General features: G+C 58.1%; 11 protein-coding genes. 7 read left to right on the plus strand and 4 right to left on the minus strand.

Annotated features, from left to right (window positions below; translation table 11 throughout):
* Nucleotides 1-201: 201 nt before the first annotated feature.
* Nucleotides 202-13,674: an autotransporter-associated beta strand repeat-containing protein gene (locus ETAA8_RS16780; RefSeq protein ID WP_145090612.1), complete on the plus strand. Its 13,473-nt coding sequence runs from the start codon at nt 202-204 to the stop codon at nt 13,672-13,674.
* A 100-nt stretch (nt 13,675-13,774) separates the two neighbouring features.
* Here the strand turns inward: ETAA8_RS16780 and ETAA8_RS16785 are convergent, their stop codons facing one another.
* Nucleotides 13,775-14,767: a YhdH/YhfP family quinone oxidoreductase gene (locus ETAA8_RS16785; RefSeq protein ID WP_145090615.1), complete on the minus strand. Its 993-nt coding sequence runs from the start codon at nt 14,765-14,767 to the stop codon at nt 13,775-13,777.
* 407 nt (nt 14,768-15,174) lie between these two features.
* On the opposite strand from ETAA8_RS16785, the gene trxA reads away from it, so the two are divergent.
* From trxA to ETAA8_RS16815, 6 genes are all read left to right on the plus strand, one after another.
* Nucleotides 15,175-15,504 carry a thioredoxin gene (trxA, locus tag ETAA8_RS16790; RefSeq protein WP_145090618.1) on the plus strand — a complete coding sequence of 110 codons (330 nt, stop codon included), beginning with the start codon at nt 15,175-15,177 and terminating at the stop codon, nt 15,502-15,504.
* A gap of 175 nt (nt 15,505-15,679) precedes the next feature.
* A complete protein-coding gene (locus ETAA8_RS16795; RefSeq protein ID WP_145090621.1) occupies nt 15,680-16,732 on the plus strand; it encodes an AAA family ATPase in 1,053 nt (350 codons plus the stop codon).
* The gene (locus ETAA8_RS16800) at nt 16,689-17,591 is read left to right on the plus strand and encodes a DUF58 domain-containing protein (protein ID WP_238397786.1); all 903 of its coding nucleotides are present in this window, start codon (nt 16,689-16,691) and stop codon (nt 17,589-17,591) included. The genes ETAA8_RS16795 and ETAA8_RS16800 overlap by 44 nt, the downstream gene beginning before the upstream one ends.
* Before the next feature lie 60 nt (nt 17,592-17,651).
* Entirely contained in the window at nt 17,652-17,966 is a 315-nt protein-coding gene (locus ETAA8_RS16805) for a hypothetical protein (protein WP_145090627.1), read from the plus strand.
* Nucleotides 17,966-20,173, plus strand: a complete 2,208-nt coding sequence (locus ETAA8_RS16810) for a BatA domain-containing protein (RefSeq protein ID WP_145090631.1) — start codon at nt 17,966-17,968, stop codon at nt 20,171-20,173. Before ETAA8_RS16805 ends, ETAA8_RS16810 begins: the two co-directional genes overlap by 1 nt.
* A complete protein-coding gene (locus ETAA8_RS16815) occupies nt 20,170-22,572 on the plus strand; it encodes a hypothetical protein (RefSeq protein ID WP_145090634.1) in 2,403 nt (800 codons plus the stop codon). Before ETAA8_RS16810 ends, ETAA8_RS16815 begins: the two co-directional genes overlap by 4 nt.
* Here the strand turns inward: ETAA8_RS16815 and ETAA8_RS16820 are convergent.
* The 3 genes from ETAA8_RS16820 to ETAA8_RS16830 all read right to left on the minus strand — a co-directional run bounded on the left by ETAA8_RS16820 (nt 22,569) and on the right by ETAA8_RS16830 (nt 25,370).
* Nucleotides 22,569-23,216 carry a LysM peptidoglycan-binding domain-containing protein gene (locus ETAA8_RS16820; protein ID WP_145090637.1) on the minus strand — a complete coding sequence of 216 codons (648 nt, stop codon included), beginning with the start codon at nt 23,214-23,216 and terminating at the stop codon, nt 22,569-22,571. The two genes, ETAA8_RS16815 and ETAA8_RS16820, sit on opposite strands and share 4 nt — an antisense overlap.
* A 239-nt stretch (nt 23,217-23,455) precedes the next feature.
* On the minus strand, nt 23,456-24,304 hold the full coding sequence (locus tag ETAA8_RS16825) for a sugar phosphate isomerase/epimerase family protein (protein WP_145090640.1): 849 nt from the start codon (nt 24,302-24,304) through the stop codon (nt 23,456-23,458).
* Between the two features lie 52 nt (nt 24,305-24,356).
* A complete protein-coding gene (locus tag ETAA8_RS16830; protein ID WP_145090643.1) occupies nt 24,357-25,370 on the minus strand; it encodes a UbiA family prenyltransferase in 1,014 nt (337 codons plus the stop codon).
* Nucleotides 25,371-25,376: the final 6 nt, after the last annotated feature.

Here is a 25,376-nt window from a genome sequence, read left to right on the forward strand (position 1 = left end):
TTTGCTTCGCACGACGGATCGCTGGCTGCAGGACTCGTAAATCACTTGATCGAAATTAGCATCAATTCTTCCGGATTCTCTCCCACCCTATCGGCGTAGTGCACTACTGCCGATTTCTCTCCCCACGGTGTGAGAACAGATCCAGTCCTTTTGCCGCACTTTTTCGCGACAATTTCTACGTTCGTTCGGATGATCCGACCCATGCTCAATCGCACTAAGTCGCTCTGGAATCGCTTCTTCGCTCGTAAGCAGTCCGCTGCCAAACGGGCTACGCCCCTGCGGCGCCGCAAGGCGTTCTTAGAATCGTTGGAAGAACGACGCCTGTTAGCGACGGTAGAAACCGCCTTTCCCTTCACAGAAGTTGGAGGAGTTGCGTTTACGTCACTGGGTGATACACCTGGGTCGAGTGCTGGGCGAACCTTTGACTACGACTTTGCAGCCAACCCATCGGCTGCGTACTTCGAAAACGGCATCGACTTTACTTGGGCTCCCAAATCAGCAGGCTTGGGACTGTCCGGAAATGCAAACTCCGCGAATGTCCTGCCGATCAACAGCACCAATCTCGTTCCGGGCTCGATAACGGCGACCAGCGCCCAATGGCTCATTACGGATGTGCCGTTCGACTCCACCGGCGATCATGTTCAAGATTCTTTCATTCCATTCGGACGTCTCTCGCTCACCATCTCAGAAACTTCGAGCCCGCTCCTCACCGGCGCGGCAATCCCTAGCGGTGTCGAACATATTGGCGTCGCAATTCGCGTCACAGATTCCTTCAAAGCAAATTTCAAGTTTGAAGTATCGACGGACGGCATCACCTATGTTCCCGCCGACACTTACTACACCAACAATAGCGCCGGAACCGGAGGTTCGCGAACCAGCTTCGCTGCCAGCGGTTGGTACGACAAAGTTCCCGTTCTCAGCGCGAACGCTGTTGCGACTGGTACCGCCAACGACGGAACTGATGACAGCTTTGAGCTCGTGCGACTCGGTGCAAACATTCAGGCGAGTGTTAACGGCAATCCGGTGTTTCTGCTCCCTGCGGCGAGCATCACCGGACTAACTGTGAACGGCTCGAACGATGACGATACATTGACCGTCGATGCTTCAATCGTCAGTAGCGGTCTGGCAATCATTTTCAACGGTGGCGCAGGCGGCAATGACACGCTGGAGTTCACCGGGACCGGGGTGACGAATGCCACACTCACGCATGCGAGCGCCACGGACGGCACAGTGATGCTGGATGGGACCACGCTAACTTACACGGGGCTGGATCCGATTCTGATCAATACGCCCGGAGCCAACTGGGTGCTGGAGTACACCAGTGATCCGGCACCGGTGACTCTGGCCGATGTAGCGGGCGATTTGCAGGTCACCCGCAGCGGTGTTGCCGAGCAAGTAACGATCAGTCCAGTTGGTCTGGCCAGCCTGACCGTGCGCACTGGTACCGGCGCCGATACCATCGAGTTCGACAGCTTGCCCGCAGGCTGGACTGCGGCCATCACCATCGACGGCCAAGGGGCTGCCGATATCCTGAACGTCAATACGGCCGACCTGACTTCGACCGGCAATATCACGCTCGCCGGCGTCGAGACGGCTAATCTCTCGCGCAACATCACCACCGGCGGCGTGCTAAGTGGCAACGCCACGACGGTCAACGTCGATGACGCGCCCAATGGCCAGATCGCCGACGCCATCGCCCTCGCGGCCAGCGGCGCCACGGTGAATGTGGCAGCAGGAACTTATACCGAGTTCATCCCTTCGCTAAGCAAGAGTTTGAACTTGAAGGGTGCTCAAGCTGGAGTTGATGCCCGCACCCGTGTCGCGGTACCCGAAACGATTCTGAATCATTCGCAGGGCGCGTTTAATGTGCTGGCGAACAATGTGACGATCGATGGATTCACGTTTCAGGGTGTGACGAATTCCGCATTTTTGGGATTTGCCGTGGCCATGGGCAACGGTGCATCGACTGGCACGCAAGTGCTGAATAACGTGTTTCAAAACAATATCGCTGGCCTGGCATTGGCAAACTCGGGCGCATCGCAAGTGCTCGTGAAACAAAACCTCTTCCGTAACAATAACGGTCCGGGTCAGCTGAATACCGACATTTACAGCGATCAGTTCGTTGCGGGGGCAGCAGGGCTCTCGAATGTCTTGATTGAGGACAACACATTCACCAACAGTGCAACCGTTGTGGACAGTTGGGCGATCGGCTTTAGCAATACCGCGGCCACACCGTTTACCAACATCACCATTCGCAACAACAGCATCGATAACCATGGTCGTGCGACCTACTTTTATAACACCGATAACTTGACCGTTACCGGCAACAACATGACGGGCGTCACCAACTACGCCATCGGTCTGTTTAATGGCAACGATCTTGTTTCGGTCAGCAACAATCGTATCGAGAACGGCAACCGAGGTCTGTGGATCACGAGTGATATTGGCGCACCGAATTCGGACGTTACAGTATCCGGAAATGCCCTGTTGAATAACACGTTGGGCAATATCATTTTGGAAGCGGGATCGCTTACCGGCACGCTCAACGCCTCGGCTAACTATTGGGGAACGACAAGCCCGGCAGCCGTCTTGGGGACGATTGACAATAGTCCGGCACTGCCTGTCGACTTCACACCACTACTCAACAACGACGAAAGCGTTCTGAATCAAGCTGTCACCGGCTTCACTCCTAACTATTCCGCACTGACCGTGCATGCAAGTGGTACTCAAGCCGGATCTACTGGTCGCGTTCAAGAAGCTGTGAACCTGGTGACTGATCCAGGGACAATCAATGTTCTTGCTGGCACTTACACTGAAAGTGCGGTCACTGCGAATAAGAACTTCCTCAGCTTGCTCGGCCCAGCAGGGGGAGGGGCGATTCTGTCGGCCGCGCTCAACGCCACCGGCACGGGCACGCTAACCGTGAACGACTTGGCCTTCACTGGCGGCACGTTCACGAACTATGGCACCGTGAATCTCGGCAGCACGTCGATGACTGCTGGCACTTACACCATTACCGGCACTTCCGTTCAGCGGGCTGGCGATCAGGCGACGGGAGCCGTCACGCTGTCGGGCGTCAATAACCTCTCAGCCACCGGTGGCAGCGGCGCAGACGCATTTACGGTCACACCTCCCATGGCCGGCCTCAACATTAGCGTCGATGGCAGTGGCGGGCTCGATTCCCTCACCTATAACGCCAGCGGGGCCACACCCACCGTCAACAGCACGAATGCCACCGACGGCAACATCACGGCACCGGGCCGCACGACTGTGAACTTTCTGAATTCCGAGTCGCTCAACCTCATCAACGTATCCACCATTGCGGGCACCAGCGGCAACGATGCCTTCATAGTCCGTAAGGCAACCAGCGGTGCGGACGATATCGAGTATCAGGTAAATCTTGGTCCTTGGGTCAAAATCGTTTCGCCGCCGCCAAGCGGTGTCGAGTTTCAGGGCCTTGCTGGCGACGACTTCCTCACTGTGGATTTCAGCGCCGGCAGTTTCACCGTCCCTGTCAAGTTTGACGGCGGCTCGCCAACTACGAACCCTGGCGATAGCCTCGCGCTCACCGGCGGTGCTTTTGCCACGGGTACGTTTGCCTTTACCGATGCCAACTCCGGCACGATCGATCTCACCGGCAACAGCCAAATCTCCTACACGGGACTGGAACCAATTGTCTCCACGGGCTTGACGATCAACGACCTGATCCTCACGTTCAACGGTGGCGCCGAGACGATCGAACTGACAGACGCTGCCGGCGCGAACATGTTCATCGATAGCACGGCTGGAGAGAGCCTGACGTTCTCCAATCCCACCAGCTCGCTCACCATCAACGCCGGCACAGGCATCGACATTGTGAATATCACAAGCGTCGATGCAGCTTTTAATGCGGCGCTCAACATCAACGGCGACGCTGACAGCGACACGATCAACCTGAACGCAGCGTTGTCGCTTGGGAGCGCCACCAGCATAGGCAATGTTGCGATTACGGCCGAAGCCATCAATATCGGCGCGAACATCAGCACCGATGCTGCAGCCACGAACGCTGGTAGCGTCACCTTCACCGGCCCCGTTGTCCTCACGGGCAATGTAGCAATCGATACCGACGCAACTTCGGGAACAGATGGTGCTGTTACGTTCACCAGCACAGTGAACGGCACAACAGCTGGCGCGCAGTCGCTGACAATCAACTCGGGTAGTGCGGCAATTGCGCTAAGCGGCGCTGTGGGCAATGCCGTGTCACTCTCTGGCTTGGTTGTCAGCACCACATCTGCTTCTCCCTTTGTTTTGCCGGCAGTCACCCTGGGTGCCAACCTCGATATATCGATAGGTGGCGCGGTAACTCAAACGGGTGCTCTGATTGCGGCGGGAGCTGAACTCAAAGGTGCCGGTAGCTACACCTTGAACAACGTTGCCAACAATGTGACCACGCTTGCGGCCAACTTGACGGGAGCTGGCAGCGGTGTTTCGTTTACGGATGCGAATACGCTGATCGTGGGAACCGTAGGTGCTACGACCGGCATCACCACAGCGGCCTCAAGTGGTGCCGATACGACCGGAAACGATACGCGGACTTCAGGAGGGGTGACACTTTCGGTGACGACCGGCAACTTAACGATTAGTGGCGCGTTGACCACTGGAAATGTAAGTGTTCCCGGAGCTTCCGCTGGCACTGATGCGGCGACTAGTGGCAGCATCACAGCAACCGCGACAGCGGGCAGCATTACGGTGGGTGCCAACTTGACCACCGGAACGGCCACTGAGGATGACGATAACAGCGGAAATGAGTCGACAATATCGGGCAGTATCAGCCTGACTTCGGCGACGGGTATCTCAGGTGTGGGACGCCTGATTACAGGGAATGCGAGTCACACGGGAACCGTCGCTGCTGGAACCGACACAGTAACCAGCGGTTCGATCACGCTCAACGTAACGGGTGCTGGCGATGTCGGGCTTTCGGCTACAAGTGCCCTGACGATTGGTACGGCAGTTGGGCTAGCCACGGCCACTGAAACCGTCACGGCAGGGAACATTACGATTACCTCTGCAGATCGGGTCAACAACGGCACCGTGGGTAGCGCGCTATCTGTGTTGTTTGGCAATGCCAGTGGCGGATCGGCAAACGTCGTTGGTGCCCTATCGGTGACTACTGACGGGCTCGCGGGAAATGCCGGTGAGATTCGTGTCACGAACTCAGGAACCACAGCAATCCGCGTCGGCACCTTGAATACTGCTGACGCCACCAGCCAGAACGTGCGCATTCAGACCGGTGGACCTCTCGCACAGACTGTAAGCTGGGCTCTCGATACTGATATCGTGACACTCTCGGCAGGAACTACTACTCAGACCGCAGCTATCACGGCTGCTCAGTTGGAACTCCTCGGCGCTGGCCCATATACCCTGACTCAGGCCAACAATGTGACCACGCTTGCGGCCAACTTGACGGGAGCTGGCAGCGGTGTTTCGTTTACGGATGCGAATACGCTGATCGTGGGAACCGTAGGTGCTACGACCGGCATCACCACAGCGGCCTCAAGTGGTGCCGATACGACCGGAAACGATACGCGGACTTCAGGAGGGGTGACACTTTCGGTGACGACCGGCAACTTAACGATTAGTGGCGCGTTGACCACTGGAAATGTAAGTGTTCCCGGAGCTTCCGCTGGCACTGATGCGGCGACTAGTGGCAGCATCACAGCAACCGCGACAGCGGGCAGCATTACGGTGGGTGCCAACTTGACCACCGGAACGGCCACTGAGGATGACGATAACAGCGGAAATGAGTCGACAATATCGGGCAGTATCAGCCTGACTTCGGCGACGGGTATCTCAGGTGTGGGACGCCTGATTACAGGGAATGCGAGTCACACGGGAACCGTCGCTGCTGGAACCGACACAGTAACCAGCGGTTCGATCACGCTCAACGTAACGGGTGCTGGCGATGTCGGGCTTTCGGCTACAAGTGCCCTGACGATTGGTACGGCAGTTGGGCTAGCCACGGCCACTGAAACCGTCACGGCAGGGAACATTACGATTACCTCTGCAGATCGGGTCAACAACGGCACCGTGGGTAGCGCGCTATCTGTGTTGTTTGGCAATGCCAGTGGCGGATCGGCAAACGTCGTTGGTGCCCTATCGGTGACTACTGACGGGCTCGCGGGAAATGCCGGTGAGATTCGTGTCACGAACTCAGGAACCACAGCAATCCGCGTCGGCACCTTGAATACTGCTGACGCCACCAGCCAGAACGTGCGCATTCAGACCGGTGGACCTCTCGCACAGACTGTAAGCTGGGCTCTCGATACTGATATCGTGACACTCTCGGCAGGAACTACTACTCAGACCGCAGCTATCACGGCTGCTCAGTTGGAACTCCTCGGCGCTGGCCCATATACCCTGACTCAGGCCAACAATGTGAGTACGCTGCTAGGAACAGTAACTGGTGCAGTCAGTTACACCGATGCCGACGCTTTGATTCTGGGTGCGTCCACTTACGGCAGCACTTTGGCAGTAACTACTGGCGGAGCGCTCACTCAATCGGCCGCGATTAGTGTGACTGGCACAGCGACATTCAACGCAGCGGCGAATAGCATCACGCTCAACACGGCAACGAATGCCTTCTCCACGGTGGTCAGCACCGGGGGAACAGTTTCTCTTCGCGATGATGGTGGGTTTGACCTCGGGGCGACGAGTGTGACTACCAATCTGATTGTGGAAAGTGCCGGAGCCATTACGCAGTCCGCGCAGATCAGCGGTAACGGCGGATTGTCGAAGACAGGTGCAGGCACGCTCACTCTATCACTCAACAACCTCTACACCGGCGCAACTGCCATCGACCAAGGAGTTGTCGTCGTCTCCGATCCTCTGGCTCTTGGCACGATTGCTAATGGCACGATCGTCACTGCGGGCGCTGTGCTCGATCTGAACGGCCAGGCAATTGGTAATGAGGGGCTCACGCTGAATGGGACGGGGATCTCGTCGAACGGGGCGTTGATTAATTCGAGTGGAACGGCCGCAAGTTGGTCGGGGGCGGTCACGCTGGGAAGTAGTTCCAGTGTTGGCGGGACGGGGAATATTTCTCTATCCGGAGCGATCGGTGACGGAGCGGGTTCGTTTGGCCTAACGAAGGTGGGCGCGAACACACTGTCGCTAACGACCACGGTAGGAAGTACGTATGAAGGCGGAACGACAGTCAACGCCGGCACGCTGCTGGTGATTAACACGAGCGGTTCAGGTACGGGTAGCGGGCCGGTGAGTGTCGATGGCTCCGCAGTGCTTGGTGGTACAGGATCGATCGCGGGTGCAGTCACGTTTGTCGCTGCGAGTACCGCTCGCCTGGCACCGGGGGCAAGTCCAGAGACGTTGGAAACCGGTTCGCTCACGCTGACGACGACGAACTTCTTTGATGTCGAAATCGGCGGCACCTCGCCGGGCGATGGGACAACTGGATACGACCAGTTGATCGTCGATGGCGACGTAACTTTGGATAACGCGCAACTGAACCTGATTAAATTCGGCACGTTCGATGTTGATCCGAATACGGCGCAGTTCTTCACGATCATCCAGAACGATGGAACCAATCCGGTCTCGGGTGTGTTCGATACGGCGGACGGCAGTGCAGCGTTGCCCGAAGGTTCGCCCGTCATGTATGCCGGCGGCACGCTGTATGTGTCGTACAGCGGCGGAGATGGCAACGACGTTGTGCTTTATAGCCAACCGACGGTGAATGGCACTCCGAATGCCGATACCCTGGTGCTGCGCAAAGTTCCAGCGCTGGCACAAGTGGAATACAGCTTGAATGGAGCAGCGTTCATTGCCGTGACGGACACGCTGCCGTTCACTTTCGACGGTCAATTGGGAACCGACCTGCTGTACGTCGACACGAGCAATGGCGACCCTATCTCGACCGGGAATGTCGCATTTATTGGTGAATTGCTCCGCGTGCAGAAGCAGACTGGTCCCATCACTGATACTGCCGACTATTTGCCCTCCACGATCAGCGGCGAAGGCACCGTCACGCTGACCGGTTTCGGCGATATCAATTTCACCGACACCGACAATGTTGACTTTATCAACCTACTAACTGTGAACATTCAAACAGCGACGCTCAACGATACGCTGACCATTGCCGATGGTAATACTGCGACGAACGGTGGCACCGTCCTTGCGCCTTATGTAATCACGGCAGCCAACGCGCTCGTGGTGGGTGGTGCAAACGTGCCGGTAGGCTTGCGCAACGTCACGAATGCGAACATCAGCACCGTGACCCTCGGTGGCGACGGCGACGACAGCGTCACCATTAACTCGGGCACTTCTGGCCACGGCATCACGAATCTCGCCCTTGCGACTGGCAACAACACGGGACCCGAAGGCGTTACCGTTTCCGGCGCATTGACGGTCGGCGGCAATTTGAGCATTGCTTCGCAAAACATTGCCGTGAACGCGCTGCTCACTGCAGCCATCACTGCCACGCTCAATGCAGGAACCGGGGGAATCACTACATCGGCAGGCCCGGATGTGGCTGCTGTCGACCTGATTGCATCCGCAGCGACCGGCATCGCGCTCGATACAACAGTGACGAACATCACCGCCACCAATAGCACCTCGAATGCAATTACGTTCGTCGAGAGTGATGGGGCGAACCTGCTCAACGTGCAAAGCACGGGCGGGAGCGTGAGTGTGACGAGCACCACCGGCGACTTGAACGTTACTACGGTATCCGCAACCACCAGCGCGACGTTGATCGCTACGACGGGTAGCATTACCGATGCAAATGCAGGGCTAAGCAATGTGTCTGCGGTTTCGCTGAGTGCCACGGCCGCCGCTGGCATCGATCTCGATACCACGATCACGACCTTGACGCTTGCCAATGTCACGGTCGCAGGCGTCATTAACATCGACGACCTGGCTGGCGGCCTGACTGTCACCAGTGCGACGACCAACAACGGCTCGATCACCCTGAATGCGACCAATGGCGACCTGACTTTGATGTCGGTAACTGCAGGTGGATCTAACAATATCCTGGCCACGACAACGACCAGCGGAAATGTGCTGGTAGACGAAGTGACCGCAACCAGCGACATCATCTCAATCACGTCGGCAGCGGCTATTGAAGAATTTGACGCTGACCTCGGCGACGACTTGTCTGCCAACGTTCTCATGCTGTCTGCAGTGACTGGGATCGGTGGGCTTGCCCAACTAGAGATCAATGCGAACATCACTGGCGTGCCCGCAGGACTAACTGCAAGCGTTAGTGGCGCCGGCGATATTAACTTGCGCGATTCCAGTGGATTGCGCGTGAACTCGGCCACAACAAACAGCGGCAACATTACACTCATCGGAGCAAGTGGCGGCCTGATATTGACGACGGTGACCGCTGGCGGCAGCGGTAATATTTCGGCAAGCACCCTGGCAGGGTCGGGCATTATTACTGTCGGGACACTCACCGCGACCGGCGATAGTGTCACGCTCAACGCCTTCACATCGATTGCCGACGATAATGGCGGTGACAGCAATGTGCTCGCCAACACCTTGAACGCGACTGCAGTCAGCGGCATTAACTTGGATACCGCTGTCGCTTTCGTGAATGCTGCGACAACCGGTGCAGGTAGCATCCTGCTTGACGAACTTGACTCTGTCGAACTGACGAGTGTCTCCACAGCGAATGGACTAATCACGATCACGGCGGATGGCGCAATCGATGCCGTTAGCGTGGCCTCGCTGACCGATGCCGAAGCCAACGACATTAGCATTACTGCCACGACAGGCAACATTACCGTCGGTGTAATTACGGCCGGCATCAATGTTGGCGATGTGACACTTCTCGCCACGACCGGTTCCATCATTGACAACGCCAACGACATTGCCACCGACATCACCGGCGACCTGGTGACATTGACCGCCGCTAGTGGCATTGGCCAAACCGGGTTGAATGAATCGCTCGATACCAGCGCTAACACGCTGGACGTGAGCGTGACGGCAGCTGGCGTGATTCATCTCAGCGAAGCCAATGCCGTAACGCTCAGTGCCATCGATACCGCGAACGGGCCGATCACCGTGACTGCTGGCGGAGCGATGATCGCCACCAGCGTGGTTTCAACCTCCAGCAGTGACGCCAACGATATCCGCCTGTCGACGACGGCTGGCAACATCGCGGTCGGCACAATCAATGCAGGGGCAGCCGGCGACGTGTTCCTGAATGCAGCAGCTGCAATTACCGATGTCGATGCCACGAATCCGGATATCATCACCGACGACCTGAGCCTGCTGAGCGGCAGCGGCGTCGGTACTGGCGATCCGCTCGAAGTGGTCGCTACCAATCTGGAAGCCAGTGGTGGAACCGGCGGCGTATTTGTGACAAACACCGGAGCCCTGACGATTGGCGGCATCGATATTGGCACCATCGGCGTCAGTGCAGGTGGAAACGACATTGTCATCACGACGACGGTTGCTCTGACAGTTGCCGAGAATGTGACTGCCACAGGGGCTGGAGTCGATATCACACTCACGGTCGTTGATGTGGCGGGAAGTGGCCAGGATCTGACAGTGAACGACGCCGTGACCATTTCGAGCGCGGCTGCTTCGGTCACGCTGAGTGCTGGTGACAATGCGGCGCTATTGGGGACGTCTTTAATTGCGGCTGCTACCACCATCACAATCAATGTGGATGCCGGCGATGCTGACGCCGGTACTGGTGGCATCTTCACAATGACCGCCGCCAGCGATTTCGATGCCACGTCCGCAGCGATCAATGGTGCTGGCGACGACGATTCCTTCGGCACTTTGCTCACGCGGCTTAATCCCGATGACGATACGCCCATCACTGCCAATGGCGACGCACCACACGGCACCCCGACGGGTGATAAGTTGTTCCTATCGATTGCTGCAACCGGAACGAACCTGACCGTGACCGACTTCGGCTCGGGTGTATTCAGCTTCGGCGGGCCGCCGCCAGCCAGCGTGGGTTATACCAGCATCGAAGAATTGAACGTGACCGGTGGTACCTACGACCTCACCATCAATCTCAACGCAGCTGAGTTCGATAACGACGGCGTGGCCGATGACCTGCGAGTTACCCGCAATGGCGCGCTAGTAGTGGTCGAACGAACGGGAGCACCGGACGCAGCTCCCGTATCAATGAGCGATCCACCAGACCGGATTGGCACTCTCTATCAAGACCTGATGACTGCCGTCAACTCACTGACGGTCATCGGCTCGAATGACGCAGACAGTGTGACGATTGATGACGTCGGTGGGCTCATCGACTTCGCGGGCACCGTTCCGGGCGTGACAAACAACCTGGAAGTTGTCGGAACGCCGGAATTCCTGTTCACGGGCGGCACTGGCAGCAACGTGCTTAACTTCCACCTAACGGCCACGGGCACGTCGCAAGTATATGGCATCGGCACTGGGTTGAACGGACCTGCTGCGACCAATGGCGAAATTCGCACAGCAAACGCCGCGAATGTTCTCTCCAGCTACTTCACTGGCCTGAGCGAAGTGAATCGAACCGGGATCGGTGCCAACCCAGGATCGCTGCAAGTTCTCGGAGACGCCGCCGGCAACACGATCAGCACATTTGCTCAGGGGAGCGCCACTCGTGTGAATCCAGTCGGTTACACCCCGTTCGACTTCAGTGGCAACAACTACAGCGCCTTCACCGTCGATGGCCTGGGCGGCGACGACAACATTGAACTTGTCAGTTTTGGTACTGCTCAAGACAACGACCCACCGATTACACTAGCCGGTGGAACTGGCAACGACATGCTCCGTCTGCACAGCACCAGTTCGAATACTGGACTCGTAACGATTTTGGGAGGCACCGGCAACGACACAATTAGCCTGCACGACGCCTCGAACACGGTGAATAACATCGCCGGTCTCGTCGAAGTCGATGGCGGCGATGGCATTGTTGCCGACAACGTCGACACTCTAATCATCGACGACCGTGGCGACACTGCAGCGGACAATGTGCTGGTAACGGCCGTCGATGCTGCAAGTGCCGATCTCTACAAAGTGGAAGGAATCAACGGGCTGACCGGGGACGACGTCGTCTTCCGCAACATCGACAATCTCGATTACACCGCCACCAGTGGCAACAACGAGATCGATGGTCAATTCGTTCCCACATCGCCCGCCCACGACTTAAGCGTCGTTTCATTGAGCGGCTGGCTCGGTGCCGATCAGTTCTATCTGTACACTTCGGATCAAGTTGGTGGCTCAGCTCCTCCGCCGTATGTTGGCGGCGACGCCAGTGGAGTCGACATTGTCTCGCTCTATGGCTATCGACCAGGTCCCGTTGTGCCCGGTGATGGCAACGACATTTTCGGCAAGACACCTGACAACATCACAGACACGGGGGCTATGGACGTCGGCGAGATCGTCTCCGACGCCGTTCGCCTGATTCGTCCGAGTGCTTCGACGGCAATTCAAATCAACGGCGGCAGCCCTACGGGTCTCGCTGCTCCGCTGGGCGATGTAGTCGGCGACGTGCTCAACCTCGATATCAGCGATCTGCCCAACACTTCGCGCGTGATCGTGTCGACCTTCCGTCCGGGCACCGTGGTCGCCAACGATATTGAACCGCTGACCTGGGCCGAGATCGAAGACATCAATCTCGTCGATCAACGCAAGCTGACCAACGTACAAATGGGTGACTTGTTTGTTCGGACCACAGCTGCCAACGACCTGGTTCAGCTCAGCCGCAATGCGACGGCGGCCAACCCCAGTCAAGTTCGGCTGCGTCTGAACAGCACGATTGCCAACTACAGTGCTTCGAACAAGACGATCGTCTATACCGGTGAGGGCGCAGACGTCATCACGCAGAGCACCCTGACCATTCCAGCCGAGTTCTACGGTGAAGCGGGTAACGACTCGCTCTCCGGGGCCAGCAATAACGATTGGTTGGTGGGTGGCCTGGGGAACGATCAGATCCAAGGTGGTGCGGGGTTCAACGTGATTTGGGGTGACAACGCCCCGACCAATCCTGGCGATTCTATTCCGCAAATGGCGGAAGAAGGGGGCAATGACACGATTGGCGGCGGCGACAATGCAGACGTGATCTACGCCGGCGGCGGCAACGATATTGTGAGTGCTGGCGGTGGCGACGACTATGTCAATGGCGGCCAGGGCAACGACGGCATCGACGGCGGTGCCGGCGACGATCGGCTGTACGGCGGACTCGGCAACGACACGCTCCAAGGCAATATCGGCAACGACTTGCTGTCGGGTGGCGATGGTGATGACTGGCTGCTCGGCAACTCCGGCAACGATGTGCTAATCGGTGGCACCGGTGCCGACACGCTCGATGGTGGCGATGGCAACGACTTGCTGATCACCGGCGGGTTGGCTGGCGGTGCCGAGAATAGCACCTGGACTTCAGAACCCAACACAACCACGTTCGCCGCCAACACCTTCAGCAGCGTAACGGACAACGACGATGCCTTGCTGGAATTGCTGCAAGCCTGGCGGAGCAATACCACACCGTCCACTCTGCCGCCACTCCTCACCCCGCTGAACATCCAGCACGACGGTGTCGATGACGATGCTTACGGCGGCTTCGGCCACGACCTCTTCAACTGGGAACTAGCCGACATGCAAGATGAACTTCCCACCGCTGCCGGACCCAACGACTACAACAACGCCTACACAGGTCCCGACTCTAACCTCCCGTAAGACGATTGTTGCCGTTGAGCGAATACCTCACTCGTTGCAGAACCAGCTGCCGAGTGAGTTGTTTGGGGAGTTCATCGCGCTGGGCCGTTGGGAATTCACGTCATATTTTGACGATGGTGCGGCCCACAATCTCGCCGCGCAAAATCTGTTGAATTTTCTCTTCCAACTCGCTTAAGGAGACTTCGGTCGCCAGCAGATTCAAATCGCTCATGCGCCAGGGGCCAGCTAACTGTTCCCAGATTCGCAAGCGACGATCGTAAGGAAGTGCAGCTGAGGCGATGCCCGCGAGAATCACGCCACGCAATAAGAACGGATGCACCGATAGCGACAATTCGGTACCACCGACCAGCCCGCACGCAGCCACCACGCCATAGTCGCGCAGTTGCCGCACAATGGTCGTCAAGGTTTGTCCTCCCACGGTATCGACCGCGGCTGCCCAGCGCGCCGAGAGGAGCGGTTTAGTTGTTGCATTTAGTACTTCGTCACGTCCGATGACTTGCTTCGCCCCCCAACTTTGCAGTGTACTGGCCAGCTGCGATTTGCCTGTGACGGCAACCACTTGATAACCAAGTTGCGCGAGCAACTTTACTGCCAGCGAACCGACCCCGCCGGTTGCGCCAGTCACGACCACTTCGCCTGCGTCGGGAGCAATTCCGTTTGTTATCAAGGCCTGCACGCACTGCGCGGCAGTAAAGCCAGCCGTGCCGAGAATCATGGTTTCCTTCAGCGAAAGTCCGGCGGGAAGTGGAACGATCCAATCGGCCGGAATGCGAACAAATTGCGACCAACCGCCCCAATGTCCTGCTCCCAGATCGTTGCCCGTGATGACCACACTTTGCCCGGGCAGAAATCTCGGGTTGGTGCTCGCTTCGACGATGCCCGCTGCATCAATGCCCGGCACATGAGGCAACGTGCGTACGACTCCCGGATGACCTCCGGCGGCCAGCGCGTCCTTGTAGTTGAGCGATGAGTACTCCACTCTGACCAGCACTTCATCGGCCCCCAGCGCATCAAACGGCAGTGAGCAGACTCCGCGCGTCACCTTGCCGGCCGCATCTTTTTCCACATAAAAGCAAGTGAAGTTGTCGATCATCAGAAACTCCAGGGAGAGGGATGTTGTCCGGCGCAAGTGTCCCCTACGCGGGAGAGGGAGGCGCAAAGCGCCCGAACGCAAGTCAGCACCTTGACGTAGGTTGTTCCCGCAGCATGAGTTACGGCTACTGGCTGGTACCAGCCCAGGTTGACAGCACAATCGCAAGACACCTAGAATCTGGAATTCTTCGGCGAGTTTGAAAGACTGATGGAACCAACGGTCGAAGTCAGCATTTCTTCAGCAGTTGGTGTTTACCGCAGTGAAAGGAATTATCTCCTTGGCGGTATAACTCAGTAACTCGATCGGTCGAAGATCTAACCTGTCCATCTAGCCGTCAAAGTCAACGTAACCTCGCAAGATTATACCCGTCGCTGCTGCCCGGTTTGGGCGGCTCAAAGGAGCACACCATGGGCGCCAATGTAGTCGAAATCAACGATACCAATTTCCAAGCCGAAGTGATCTCGAGCGATCAACCTGTGCTCGTCGACTTCTGGGCTCCCTGGTGCGGACCATGCCGTAAAATCGCGCCCATGATTGACGAATTGGCTTCGGAAAACGTCGGTAAGGCCAAAGTCGGTAAAGTGAATGTCGACGACAGCCAGTCGTCGGCCATGCAGTACGGAATCGAAGCGATTCCCACACTGATCATTTTCCACAAGGGCCAACCGGTGCAACGCTTTCAAGGCATTCCCAATAAGGCCCGTGTGCAAGAAGCGCTCGACGCCGCCAAGGCGTAAGTAGCGAACCTGTACGCGACTAAGTCAAAGCAAACCGGCCCGTGAATCTCGAATTCGCGGGCTGGTGTCGTTTCTTGGCTAAGCAGAGTTGGGATTGGTAGTGTGATGCTGTCAGCATGCCTAGTAAGATGACCATGGTCGTCCTCTCATCGACTTTGCACCCACAGGCAGCCGCATGACCACCGCCGATTTGCAAGCCGTTCATCAACTGCACGAAGCCTACGGCCAGATCACGCGCGAGCTGAGCAAGGTGGTTGTCGGGCAGCAATCGGTGATTGAGCAACTGCTCGTGGCGATGTTTTCGCGCGGCCATTGCTTGCTCGTAGGTGTGCCCGGCCTGGCGAAAACGCTCATGATTCGGAGCGTGGCCGATGCCTTAGCGTTGCAATTCAGCCGCGTGCAGTTCACGCCCGACCTGATGCCATCGGATATCACCGGCACCGAAGTGATTCAAGAAGATAAGAGCACCGGGCAGCGAGTGTTTCGCTTTCTACCTGGTCCGATCTTCGCCAACATCGTCCTCGCCGATGAAATCAATCGCACGCCCCCCAAGACCCAGGCAGCTCTGCTCGAAGCGATGCAAGAGAATCAAGTGACTGTCGGTGGCCAGCGGCATTTGCTTCCCGAACCGTTCTTTGTGCTCGCCACGCAAAACCCGATTGAGCAAGAAGGAACTTACCCGCTACCTGAAGCTCAACTCGACCGGTTCATGTTCCACGTTTGGGTCGATTATCCGAGCATGGAGGAAGAGCTGGAAATCGTCAAACGCACGACGGCGGAGCAGGATTTCAAGATCGTCCCCACCCTCTCAGCCGAACACATTCAGCAGCTCGTTCGCATCGTGCGGAAAGTTCCCGTGGCCGATCACGTCGCCCGGTATGCATTGCAATTGGTGCGAATGACGCGGCGCAACGAACCCGATGCTCCGGCCTTTGTAAAGGACTATGTCCTGTGGGGTGCTGGTCCGCGGGCGAGTCAATATCTGGTGCTCGGTGCGAAAGCCCGCGCGGTATTGAAGGGGCGGTTGTTTGTCACGCACGAAGATATTCAGGCCATCGCCCCGCCGGTTTTGCGGCATCGCTTGAAGACCAATTTCAATGCCGATGCAGAAGGCATTACGCCCGACGAAATCGTTCGCCGTTTGATTGCCCACGTCACTCCCCCTGCCGATGAGGATCCCGCTGGTGGAAAGCTCGCCGACATCGTTCGATCCCAGGCAGCTGGCTAAGCTGCGCGGACTGCGATTGCGAGCTCGGCACGTTGTCGAGGGGTACATCGCGGGTCAGCATCGCAGCCCACTGCATGGCTACTCGATCGAGTTCGCGGAACATCGCGAATACTCGCCGGGAGACGATCTGCGCCATCTCGATTGGAAAGTCTTCGGCCGCACCGACAAGTTCTACCTGAAGCAGTACGAAGACGAGACCAACCTGCTCTGCCATCTGATTGTCGATGTCAGCGAGAGTATGACGTATCAAAGCACCAATGCCGCGATGTCTAAAGCCGAGTACGCGCAATTGCTCGCAGCTTCGATCGCCTGGCTGGTGCTACAACAGCAAGATTCGGTGGGGCTGGCAACCTTCGATTCGCAAGTGCGTGCCTTGATTCGTCCCTCCGGTGCTGCACCTCAGTTGCAACAGATCTTGCAGGTACTTGAGCAGGCCAAGCCAGGGGCCAAGACTTCGGCCGGACAAATTCTGCACGAACTGGCCGAGCGGCTGAATAAGCGCGGCGTGGTCATTGTGATTAGCGATTTGCTGGACGATCCGGCAAATGTACTGGCGGGACTAAGACACTGCCGGCATCGTCGGCATGACGTCGTCGTGTTTCATGTGCTCGATCCGGCGGAACTCGACTTTCCCTTTCGCGGTCCCACCAAATTCAACGGGCTGGAAGCGATGCCCGAAGTTTTCGCCGAACCCGAAATGTTGCGGCAAGCCTACCTGCGCGAGTTCAACGCCTATCGCGAGCAGCTCGAAGAGGGCTGCCAGAATCAGCAGATCGATTATGTGCTTGCGAGTACAGAGACGCCGTTCGATCAATTGCTTGCCCGGTTCTTGGTCGCGCGGAGGACGAAGGTGCATTAATTCATTTAAGCCCGACGCGTTAGCGAGGGAGATTTTCCAACAACGATCGAGATTTAGTTCATGCGGCGAAAACTATCTACCGTTGAGGTCGTTTTGAAAAGTGATGAGGGAATCCATCTGTATCCAGGCATCGAATTGGATTCTGCAGAGAATATTTTTGTTGGCGATGACGTCGTATTGCTCCGCCCCGATCGCTCAGAACTGCGCCGAAAGATTGATGCGATCACTCCGATATACCTTGCCGGACAGATTCCAAAGGGGATGCCGATCGGTATACGAAATCTATTGGAAGCCGATGTTCCGATTGGTACAGAAGTCTTCGTTGAAGTGAAACAACGAATAAATCAGACGGAATCAAAACTCTCGTCCAACTAATGTTCTCACCGCACTTACTCGCGATTTGGCAACTCGGCAGCGGCGTCATGCTCTGGTGGGCTGCTGCTGCTGCGCTGCCGCTGTTGATCCATTTGTGGACGCGGCGGCAGTTTCGCGAGACGAAGTGGGCGGCAATGACATTCCTGCTGGCCGCGATGCAGAAGCACTCGCGGCGCATTCGGCTGGAGCAATGGTTGCTGCTGGCGCTGCGCGTGGCAATTCCCCTGGTGTTTGCGTTGGCGCTAGCGAATCCCCAGCAAGTCGGTTCGGCTATTTGGAACACACTAACGGGACAAGGTCGCACCGATCGCGGTCATTGCCTATTGGTGATCGATGGTTCGTTCTCGATGGACTTTCGCGCTGCGGGGGTTTCACGTTTTGACGAGGCGCGTCGCCTGGCCAGCGAGATGATCGACCAGAATCCGCAAGGAACCGGTTATTCGCTGCTGCTGATGGGTCAGCCGACACAAACGATCATTGGCGACCCGGCCTTCGAAGATAACGACGTGAAGCAAGAACTCGCTGGCCTTTCGCTGACTCACGGCGGAGCCAGTTTACTCAGCACGCTGACAGCCATCGAACAAGCGCTTGCCGAGGCGGAGAAGAAATACGGCGTGCTGCCGCAGCGAAGGGTTGTTTTCTTCACCGACCTGGGAAAAACAACCTGGGGCGAAGTGAGCTCGCCCGAATGTTTGCAGCGCTTCGCCGCCCTGCAGCAAAAGGGGATTAGTTGCTCGCTCGTCGATGTCGGGCAAGCAGGGGCAGACAATAGCGCTATCACCGAACTGGTTTCCGAATCTCCTTGGATCACGATTCAAGACCCAACGACCTTCCGCGTCGATCTTAGCAATGAACGCGCGGCCGGGGCGAGTTCCTCCGCACCGCAGCGCATGATAGTCGCGCTATATGTCGATGGTCAGCGCGTTGCCGAGCAGCGGGTCGATTTGCCGGCCGGTGGCCGCGCGAGTGTACCGTTTGTGCAACGAGTCGAAACGGCCGGCGAGCATGTGATCGAAGCGGTGCTCCTTGACGATCAACTCCCCGTCGACAATCACCGCTGGCGTTGGATCAATGTTCGCCGCGCGCTTTCCGTGCTCTGCATTGAAGGTCGCCACGGCGAGGCCGATCATCTGCTCCTGGCTTTGCGTCCACAACAAAACGAAGCTGCGCGGATTGAGGTTCGCCGCGCAACCGAGAGCGAACTGATCGAAGGGGACCTGAGCAAGTACGACATCGTAGCGCTCTGCAATGTCGGTCGCTTCAGCCAGAACGAAGGGCAGGCGCTTCGGCAATATGTCGAGCGGGGCGGTAATCTGCTGGTACTGCTGGGAGATCAAGTTCAGCCTGCCAGTTACAACGAGATTCTCGCCGCGGCCAAACCGCTGTTGCCCGCAAAGATTGGTGAACTACAGCGAGGAAACGATCTGCGCATCGATCCGTTGCAATATCGCCATCCGCTGGTCGCAGCATTTCGCGGCCATCAACGGAGCGGGCTGCTGACGACCCCCGTCTGGACCTTTCATCAACTGCAACCGTTGCCCGGGGCGAATGCAGCGCTCGCGCTGTCTACCGGCGATCCGGTTCTGCTCGAACGTTCGTTCGGTCGCGGGCGATGTTTACTACTCGGAATCGCTTCTTCGCCGCTATCGCTCGATCGCACCGTCGACCCGCCGCGACCTTGGTCCACACTCTCCACGTGGCCCAGCTTTCCGCCTCTCATTCAAGAAGCGGCTGCGTTTGTCGCGGCCAGCAAAGACCGAGATCGCACGGCGGAAGTTGGTCAACCGATCGAAGGCGAGTTTGCGGGCACGTTGCCGCGCCCGATTGTCATTTTGAGAAAGCCGAACTATGGCGCGACAGCGGGGAGCGAAGATCGCCTGGCCGTAACCGACGAACAAGGTCGCACGAGGTGGGTTGTGCCCGGACAGACGCGCAGCGGCAAGTACGAAATTCATTCGCCAGCAGAAGGAGAGCCGCTGCTCGCCAGCTTTGTCGTCAATCCTGATACGCGCGAAAGCAATCTTGAGCGAGTCGCGCTCGAGCAATTACCCGAGACGTTGCGGGCCACTGCTGCCACCGAATCAACGGCCACTGCCGGACAGTTCGGGCCGCCGAAGACCTGGTTTCGGGAACTGCTACTCGGTGTGTTTGGACTGCTGCTGACAGAATCGATCGTCGCCTGGCATCTGGGCCGAGGTGTGCGATGAACGACCAACTGGGGACATTCCTGCAGCGGTGGCTTGGCGATGGTGCTGTCGACAGTGCCCATGTGCTAGAGCATTCGCTCGATTCCACCTGGCCATGGCCGGTCTGGCTCTTCTGGCTGCTACTGTTGGCTGGCGTAACCCTTGTCATTGGCGTTTACATTCGCGAACGGGAGTCGGCCGGACGACTCGGCAAGACGTTGCTTGCCACTTGCCGAGTCTCACTACTGTTGCTGCTCGGCTGGATGTTGCTCGGTTGGACCTGGCAACAACATCGCACCGACCTGCCCGACCTCGTGCTGCTGCTCGATGATTCGGCCAGTATGGGGCTCGCCGATGAACTCGATGATGCCCCGCTGCGAGCAAGTCTCGTTGCCCGCCTAAAGCGTTTGAAGCTGGAAGAACTGACGCGGCTCAATATCGCGAAGACCTTGCTGCTGGAGAACAACGAGAAATTGCTGAGCGAACTGGCTGCCCGCTATCGGCTGAAGGTCGTGCGCGTGTCTGCACCGGGGCGCACGCCAGGAGGAACGGAAACGCCCGCGAAAATGATTACTTCGCTGTCGGCAACGCAGCCCGCCAGTCGTTTGGGAGATAGTCTGCGGGAAGTGATCGAGTTGCAGCGTGGCCGGCCCACGGCAGCCGTGGTGATGTTCACCGACGGGATAACGACCGAAGGAAGTTCGCTGCAGGACGCGGCACAGTATGCGCGGCGAAAGTCGATTCCGCTCTACTTTGTCGGCCTCGGCAACGAAAGACCGGCCATCGACCTGCAACTGGCCGATTTACTCGCCGATGAAGCGGTGTTTCTGGGTGACGCCATTAATTTCGAGTTCAGGCTCGCCTCGCGCGGCTATCAAGGGCCGGTGAAGGTCCGCTTGCTGCGCGAAGGAAGAGCGGAACCGCTGGCAGAACAGACGTTGCAAGTGACCGGCGATGATGGTTCGCAACTAGTTCGCCTCAGCACGCGACCACAGGAGGAAGGTGATTTCGATTTTATTGTGCAGGTAGAACCGCAATCGCGCGAGATCAACACCACGAACAACCGACTGACGCGCCGTGTCGCCGTTCGCGAGGAAAAACTGCGCGTGCTCCTGGCTCAGTCTTATCCCAACTATGAGTATCGGTTTTTGAAACACGCGCTTGAGCGCGAATTGAATCGTCCCGGTCAGGAAGGTGACGAACGTGGGTTTCGCTCGGTCTTGCAAGAGGCAGACCCCGAGTATGCCGAGAGCGATAAGTCGGCGACGGCAGTCTTTCCGGTCAGTCGCGAGGAACTATTCAAATACGATGTGCTGATACTCGGCGACGTGAATCCGGCGCTCCTCACCCAGTCGGTCCTCGAAAACATCTACGAGTTTGTGAATGTCCGGGGTGGCGGACTGGTGCTGATGGCGGGGCCCAAGTACATGCCGTTGGCCTATCGAGATTCTCCTCTGGCCGCGCTGTTGCCAGCCAATGTCGATTCGTTCACCGTGCCCGATCCCGACCAGGTGATCAAGACCAGCTTTCATCCGCGGTTGACCCCGCTAGGCATCAACAGCCCGGCGCTACAACTCACCGATAATGCGGCGGACAACTTGAAGTTGTGGAACGAGACCCTCGCTCCGCTGCGCTGGCTGGTGAGCACTTCGGACTTGCGTCCCGGAGTGCGCGTGCTGGCCGAACATCCCGAATTGCGTGGGCTCGACAATCAGCCGTTGCCGCTGATTACGTTGCAATTTCACGGGGCGGGGAAGGTGGTGTTTCATGCCACCGACGAAACATATCGTTGGCGGTATCGTGCGGGGGATGTTTACTTTGCCCGCTACTGGATTCAAACCATCCGCTATCTCAGTCGATCGAAGCTGCTCGGCGAAGCAGACGGTGTCGAACTGACCACCGACCGCGACGAATACGAGCAGGGTGAACAGATTCGTCTGCGGGCGAGGTTTCTCGACGATCGTAACTCTCCCGCAGAAGAAGATGGCGTGCTGTGCATCGTCCAGCACGATGCCGGCCAGCGGCGGAGTGTGCGATTGCGGCGCGACGCGCTCAATCGCGGCGTGTTTGAGGCAGTGATCGACGGTTTGCCCCAAGGGCGCTATCGAGCTTGGATCGCCTCGCCCGTGTTTCCCGGCAGGCCACCGAGCCGAGAGTTTCGCGTGCATGCTCCGCCGGGTGAGCTAGCCGAAGTGCAGATGAAAGCGGCCGAATTGCAGGCCGCTGCCAAGATAAGTGAAGGGAAGTTCTATCGCGTAAAGGACGCGGGGAGCTTGATCGCCTCGCTGCCTCCAGGGCGGCATGTGCGAGTGGAATCGTTGCCCCCCGAGCCACTCTGGAACCTGCCGCTGTTGCCGATCTTGTTCGTCGGCCTGCTCGCCACCGAATGGCTGCTGCGGAAAAAGTTCGGGCTGATCTAAGGAGCTTGCGCTGTACCGGCGGGAATCCGCGGCGGGATTAGCAGCGTCACGCCGAGGGGCAGAATCTGCGGGCTGGCGAGGCGGTCGATATTGGCGACATGAATCTCGCCAGCGCGCGAGGCATCGCCCAAATATCGTTCGGCCAGTCCAGTGAGTGTGTCCCCTTCCACAATGCGGTGACGCCGCCAGAGCGGACTAGGTTTTTCGCGTTCAATGGCTGTTAGTTCGTCGGCGGACGGGAGAAGGGGTTCATGTACGGGGAGGTCGCTCGCCGCGGGGGCATGATTGGTGGGGCGCACCGGAACCAGGAGCGATTCGTACGCCATTGGCAAAAACGGTGGCGCGGGGAGCGATTCCAACGGCGGTTCGTTGGCGGGAATTGCGTTGTAAGAGGCTGGGCGCGTGAGTGTTCCTGGAGGTGCGGATGACGAAATGACGGGCTGCAAATCGGGCGCAGGAGAACTGCCCGAGTTGGGATTCACTTGCAGTGTTAAGTCTTGCGGCAGCGACCAGGTCGAGTCGCCCCCTTCGTGTTCGAGCGCCAGAGTTTGAGCTGGCGGCGAGGGGGCATGACGAAAGGGCCAGGCTGCCGCGGCACCACCGGATATGACCAGGCAGGCCAACAGGAAACGTTTCGTACTCATAGCGGCAAGGCTCCGCAGCGACCTGTTCAGAACGGCCTTGTTCCGCAGTCACGCACACGCATTCATTCGTGGCAGCTATGTCCCGCGCCGCTCACGCTCGCCGACCAGCAGCGAGAATAATGATCCTGCTCTGTTATCGACCGGGACGGACCCGCGATTTCAGCCGATTGCCACTCGCTCGGGCGACTCCTACGCGAGGTAAGGCTTGCCAGCAGAAATTGAGTACAGCCGGCAGAGCTTTACAGGTCGCCGGCAAATGGCTGCACAAGCGGTGCGAGAAAGGCGTAGGCCTGGGCGGCAGCAGTGGGGGCTTCGTGGCTGTGGCGACTTAATTCCACGTGTACGCCGCCCCGATAATTGGTGCGACCGAGAGCGGCCAAGATGGGAGGGAACTCCATTTCCCCCTCGCCGAACATCAGGTGCTCGTGCACTCCCGCCCGCATGTCCTCGACATGCACATTGACGATTCGCGAACTCCAGCGGGCGATGTAATCGGCGATGGGGACTTCGCCCTGGCAATACAAATGCCCCAGGTCGAGCGTGACTTGCAGCCGCGGTGAATCGACCCACTCGAGCAGCCGCTGAAAGCGACTCATAGAGTCGATGAACATGCCGGGCTCGGGTTCGAAGCCGATATCGACTTGCAACAGTTCGGCAATGGGAATGAGCGTGGCCAAACTTGCAGCCAAGCGATCGAGCAGGGTTTGATCGTCGGCAGAATCGGCAGCCGTGCCGGACCAGAGCGAGACGCAGTCGCTTCCCAGTTCGGCAGCTGCTTCGGTCGATCGCCGGAGAAAGTCGACGCGACGAGCGCGGGCCTCCGCATCGGCAGAGAGCATGGTGGGCTGATGTTTGCGGCGGGGATCGAGCAGGAAGCGAGCACCGGTTTCGATGACCGACGAAAGTTTCAGCCGCTGCAACAGCGCACAGAGGCGGCGGAGATTGGCAGGCCACTCCGGGGCGAAGGGATTGAGTGGACCATGATCGAGCGTGATGGCCACGCTGCGGTAACCCAGGTCGGCAATCAGTTCAATTGCTTCAAACGGGTCGTGATGAGCCCAGCCATTCGTGTTGTAGCCGAGCCGCATGTTCGAACCCGCTTCTCTTCCTGATAACACGCCGCGAAACGCCGCTTGGACCCTAAGTGGAATAAACCCATTTGCCCAGCAGCATGGCGGGCGCGAGGAGCGACACCACAATAATGGCATAGGGTGGCGGGCCGGACGCCAGGCACAACGCGGCATCCAGCATGATAATCGAAAGGATCGCGTGCTTGACCGCACCTTGCACAAGTTTGGGGGAACCATCGAATGCGGCCGAGATGGTGCGGCGCAGGATGGTCACGGTCAGCAAGCCCAGCAGCACCCAATAAACGTAGTTGGGCTGAATGGTCAACTTGGTCAGCAGTGCGACGAGCCCCAGCAGCACCACGCCACTGGTCATCACCAGCACGCCCAGGAGTAACTTCCAGGTGTTGCTCTGTTCGGCTTCGAACTTCGCATAGATCGTGATGCCGAGGACGTAGATCCCCATACCGGCCGCGACGACCAACTGTGCGGCGGTATAGCCCAGCAACGAGTATCCGCCTAGATAAACGACTTCGTCTGCTCGCGAGGCACCCGCCAGACTCATTCCCAGCAGCACGTTCAACGAACGACACAGCCCCATGTTGAGCGGACCAAGTAAGGTCTTCTTAACGATCCCATCGTACGAGAGCACTGCGATGGCCAGCAGCGTGGCAATTACACCGCTCCGCCATGGAAAGGCGAAGGGCATCAATCGATCGTCTTGATACAAATAGCCCGCTAGCCAGCCGAACCCCACGCCCATCAGCAGCATCAAGAATCCCAACACGCGGGCCTGCGCCACGGGAATCTGTCCCGAGGGGAGTGGTCGTTGCGGGCGCTCTTGGCGGTCGACTTCGAGATCGAACACGTCGTTCAAAATCATGCCGGCCGTATAGAGCAGGCCCGATGCTGCGACCAAGCACAGGAGCGCGCCACCGGGACTGAACGAATGCCGGGCAAAGACGAAGCCCATCAGCACGTCGGCAATGGCGGTGAAGACATTGGGCAGACGCATCAGCCGGAGCATGGGAAGCAACGGCTTCAGGGGCGAGCGCGACGGGCGTTGATATTCGGGAGGAGAGGTCACGGGCCG

The sequence above is a fragment of the Anatilimnocola aggregata genome, assembly GCF_007747655.1.
GTDB lineage: Bacteria > Planctomycetota > Planctomycetia > Pirellulales > Pirellulaceae > Anatilimnocola > Anatilimnocola aggregata.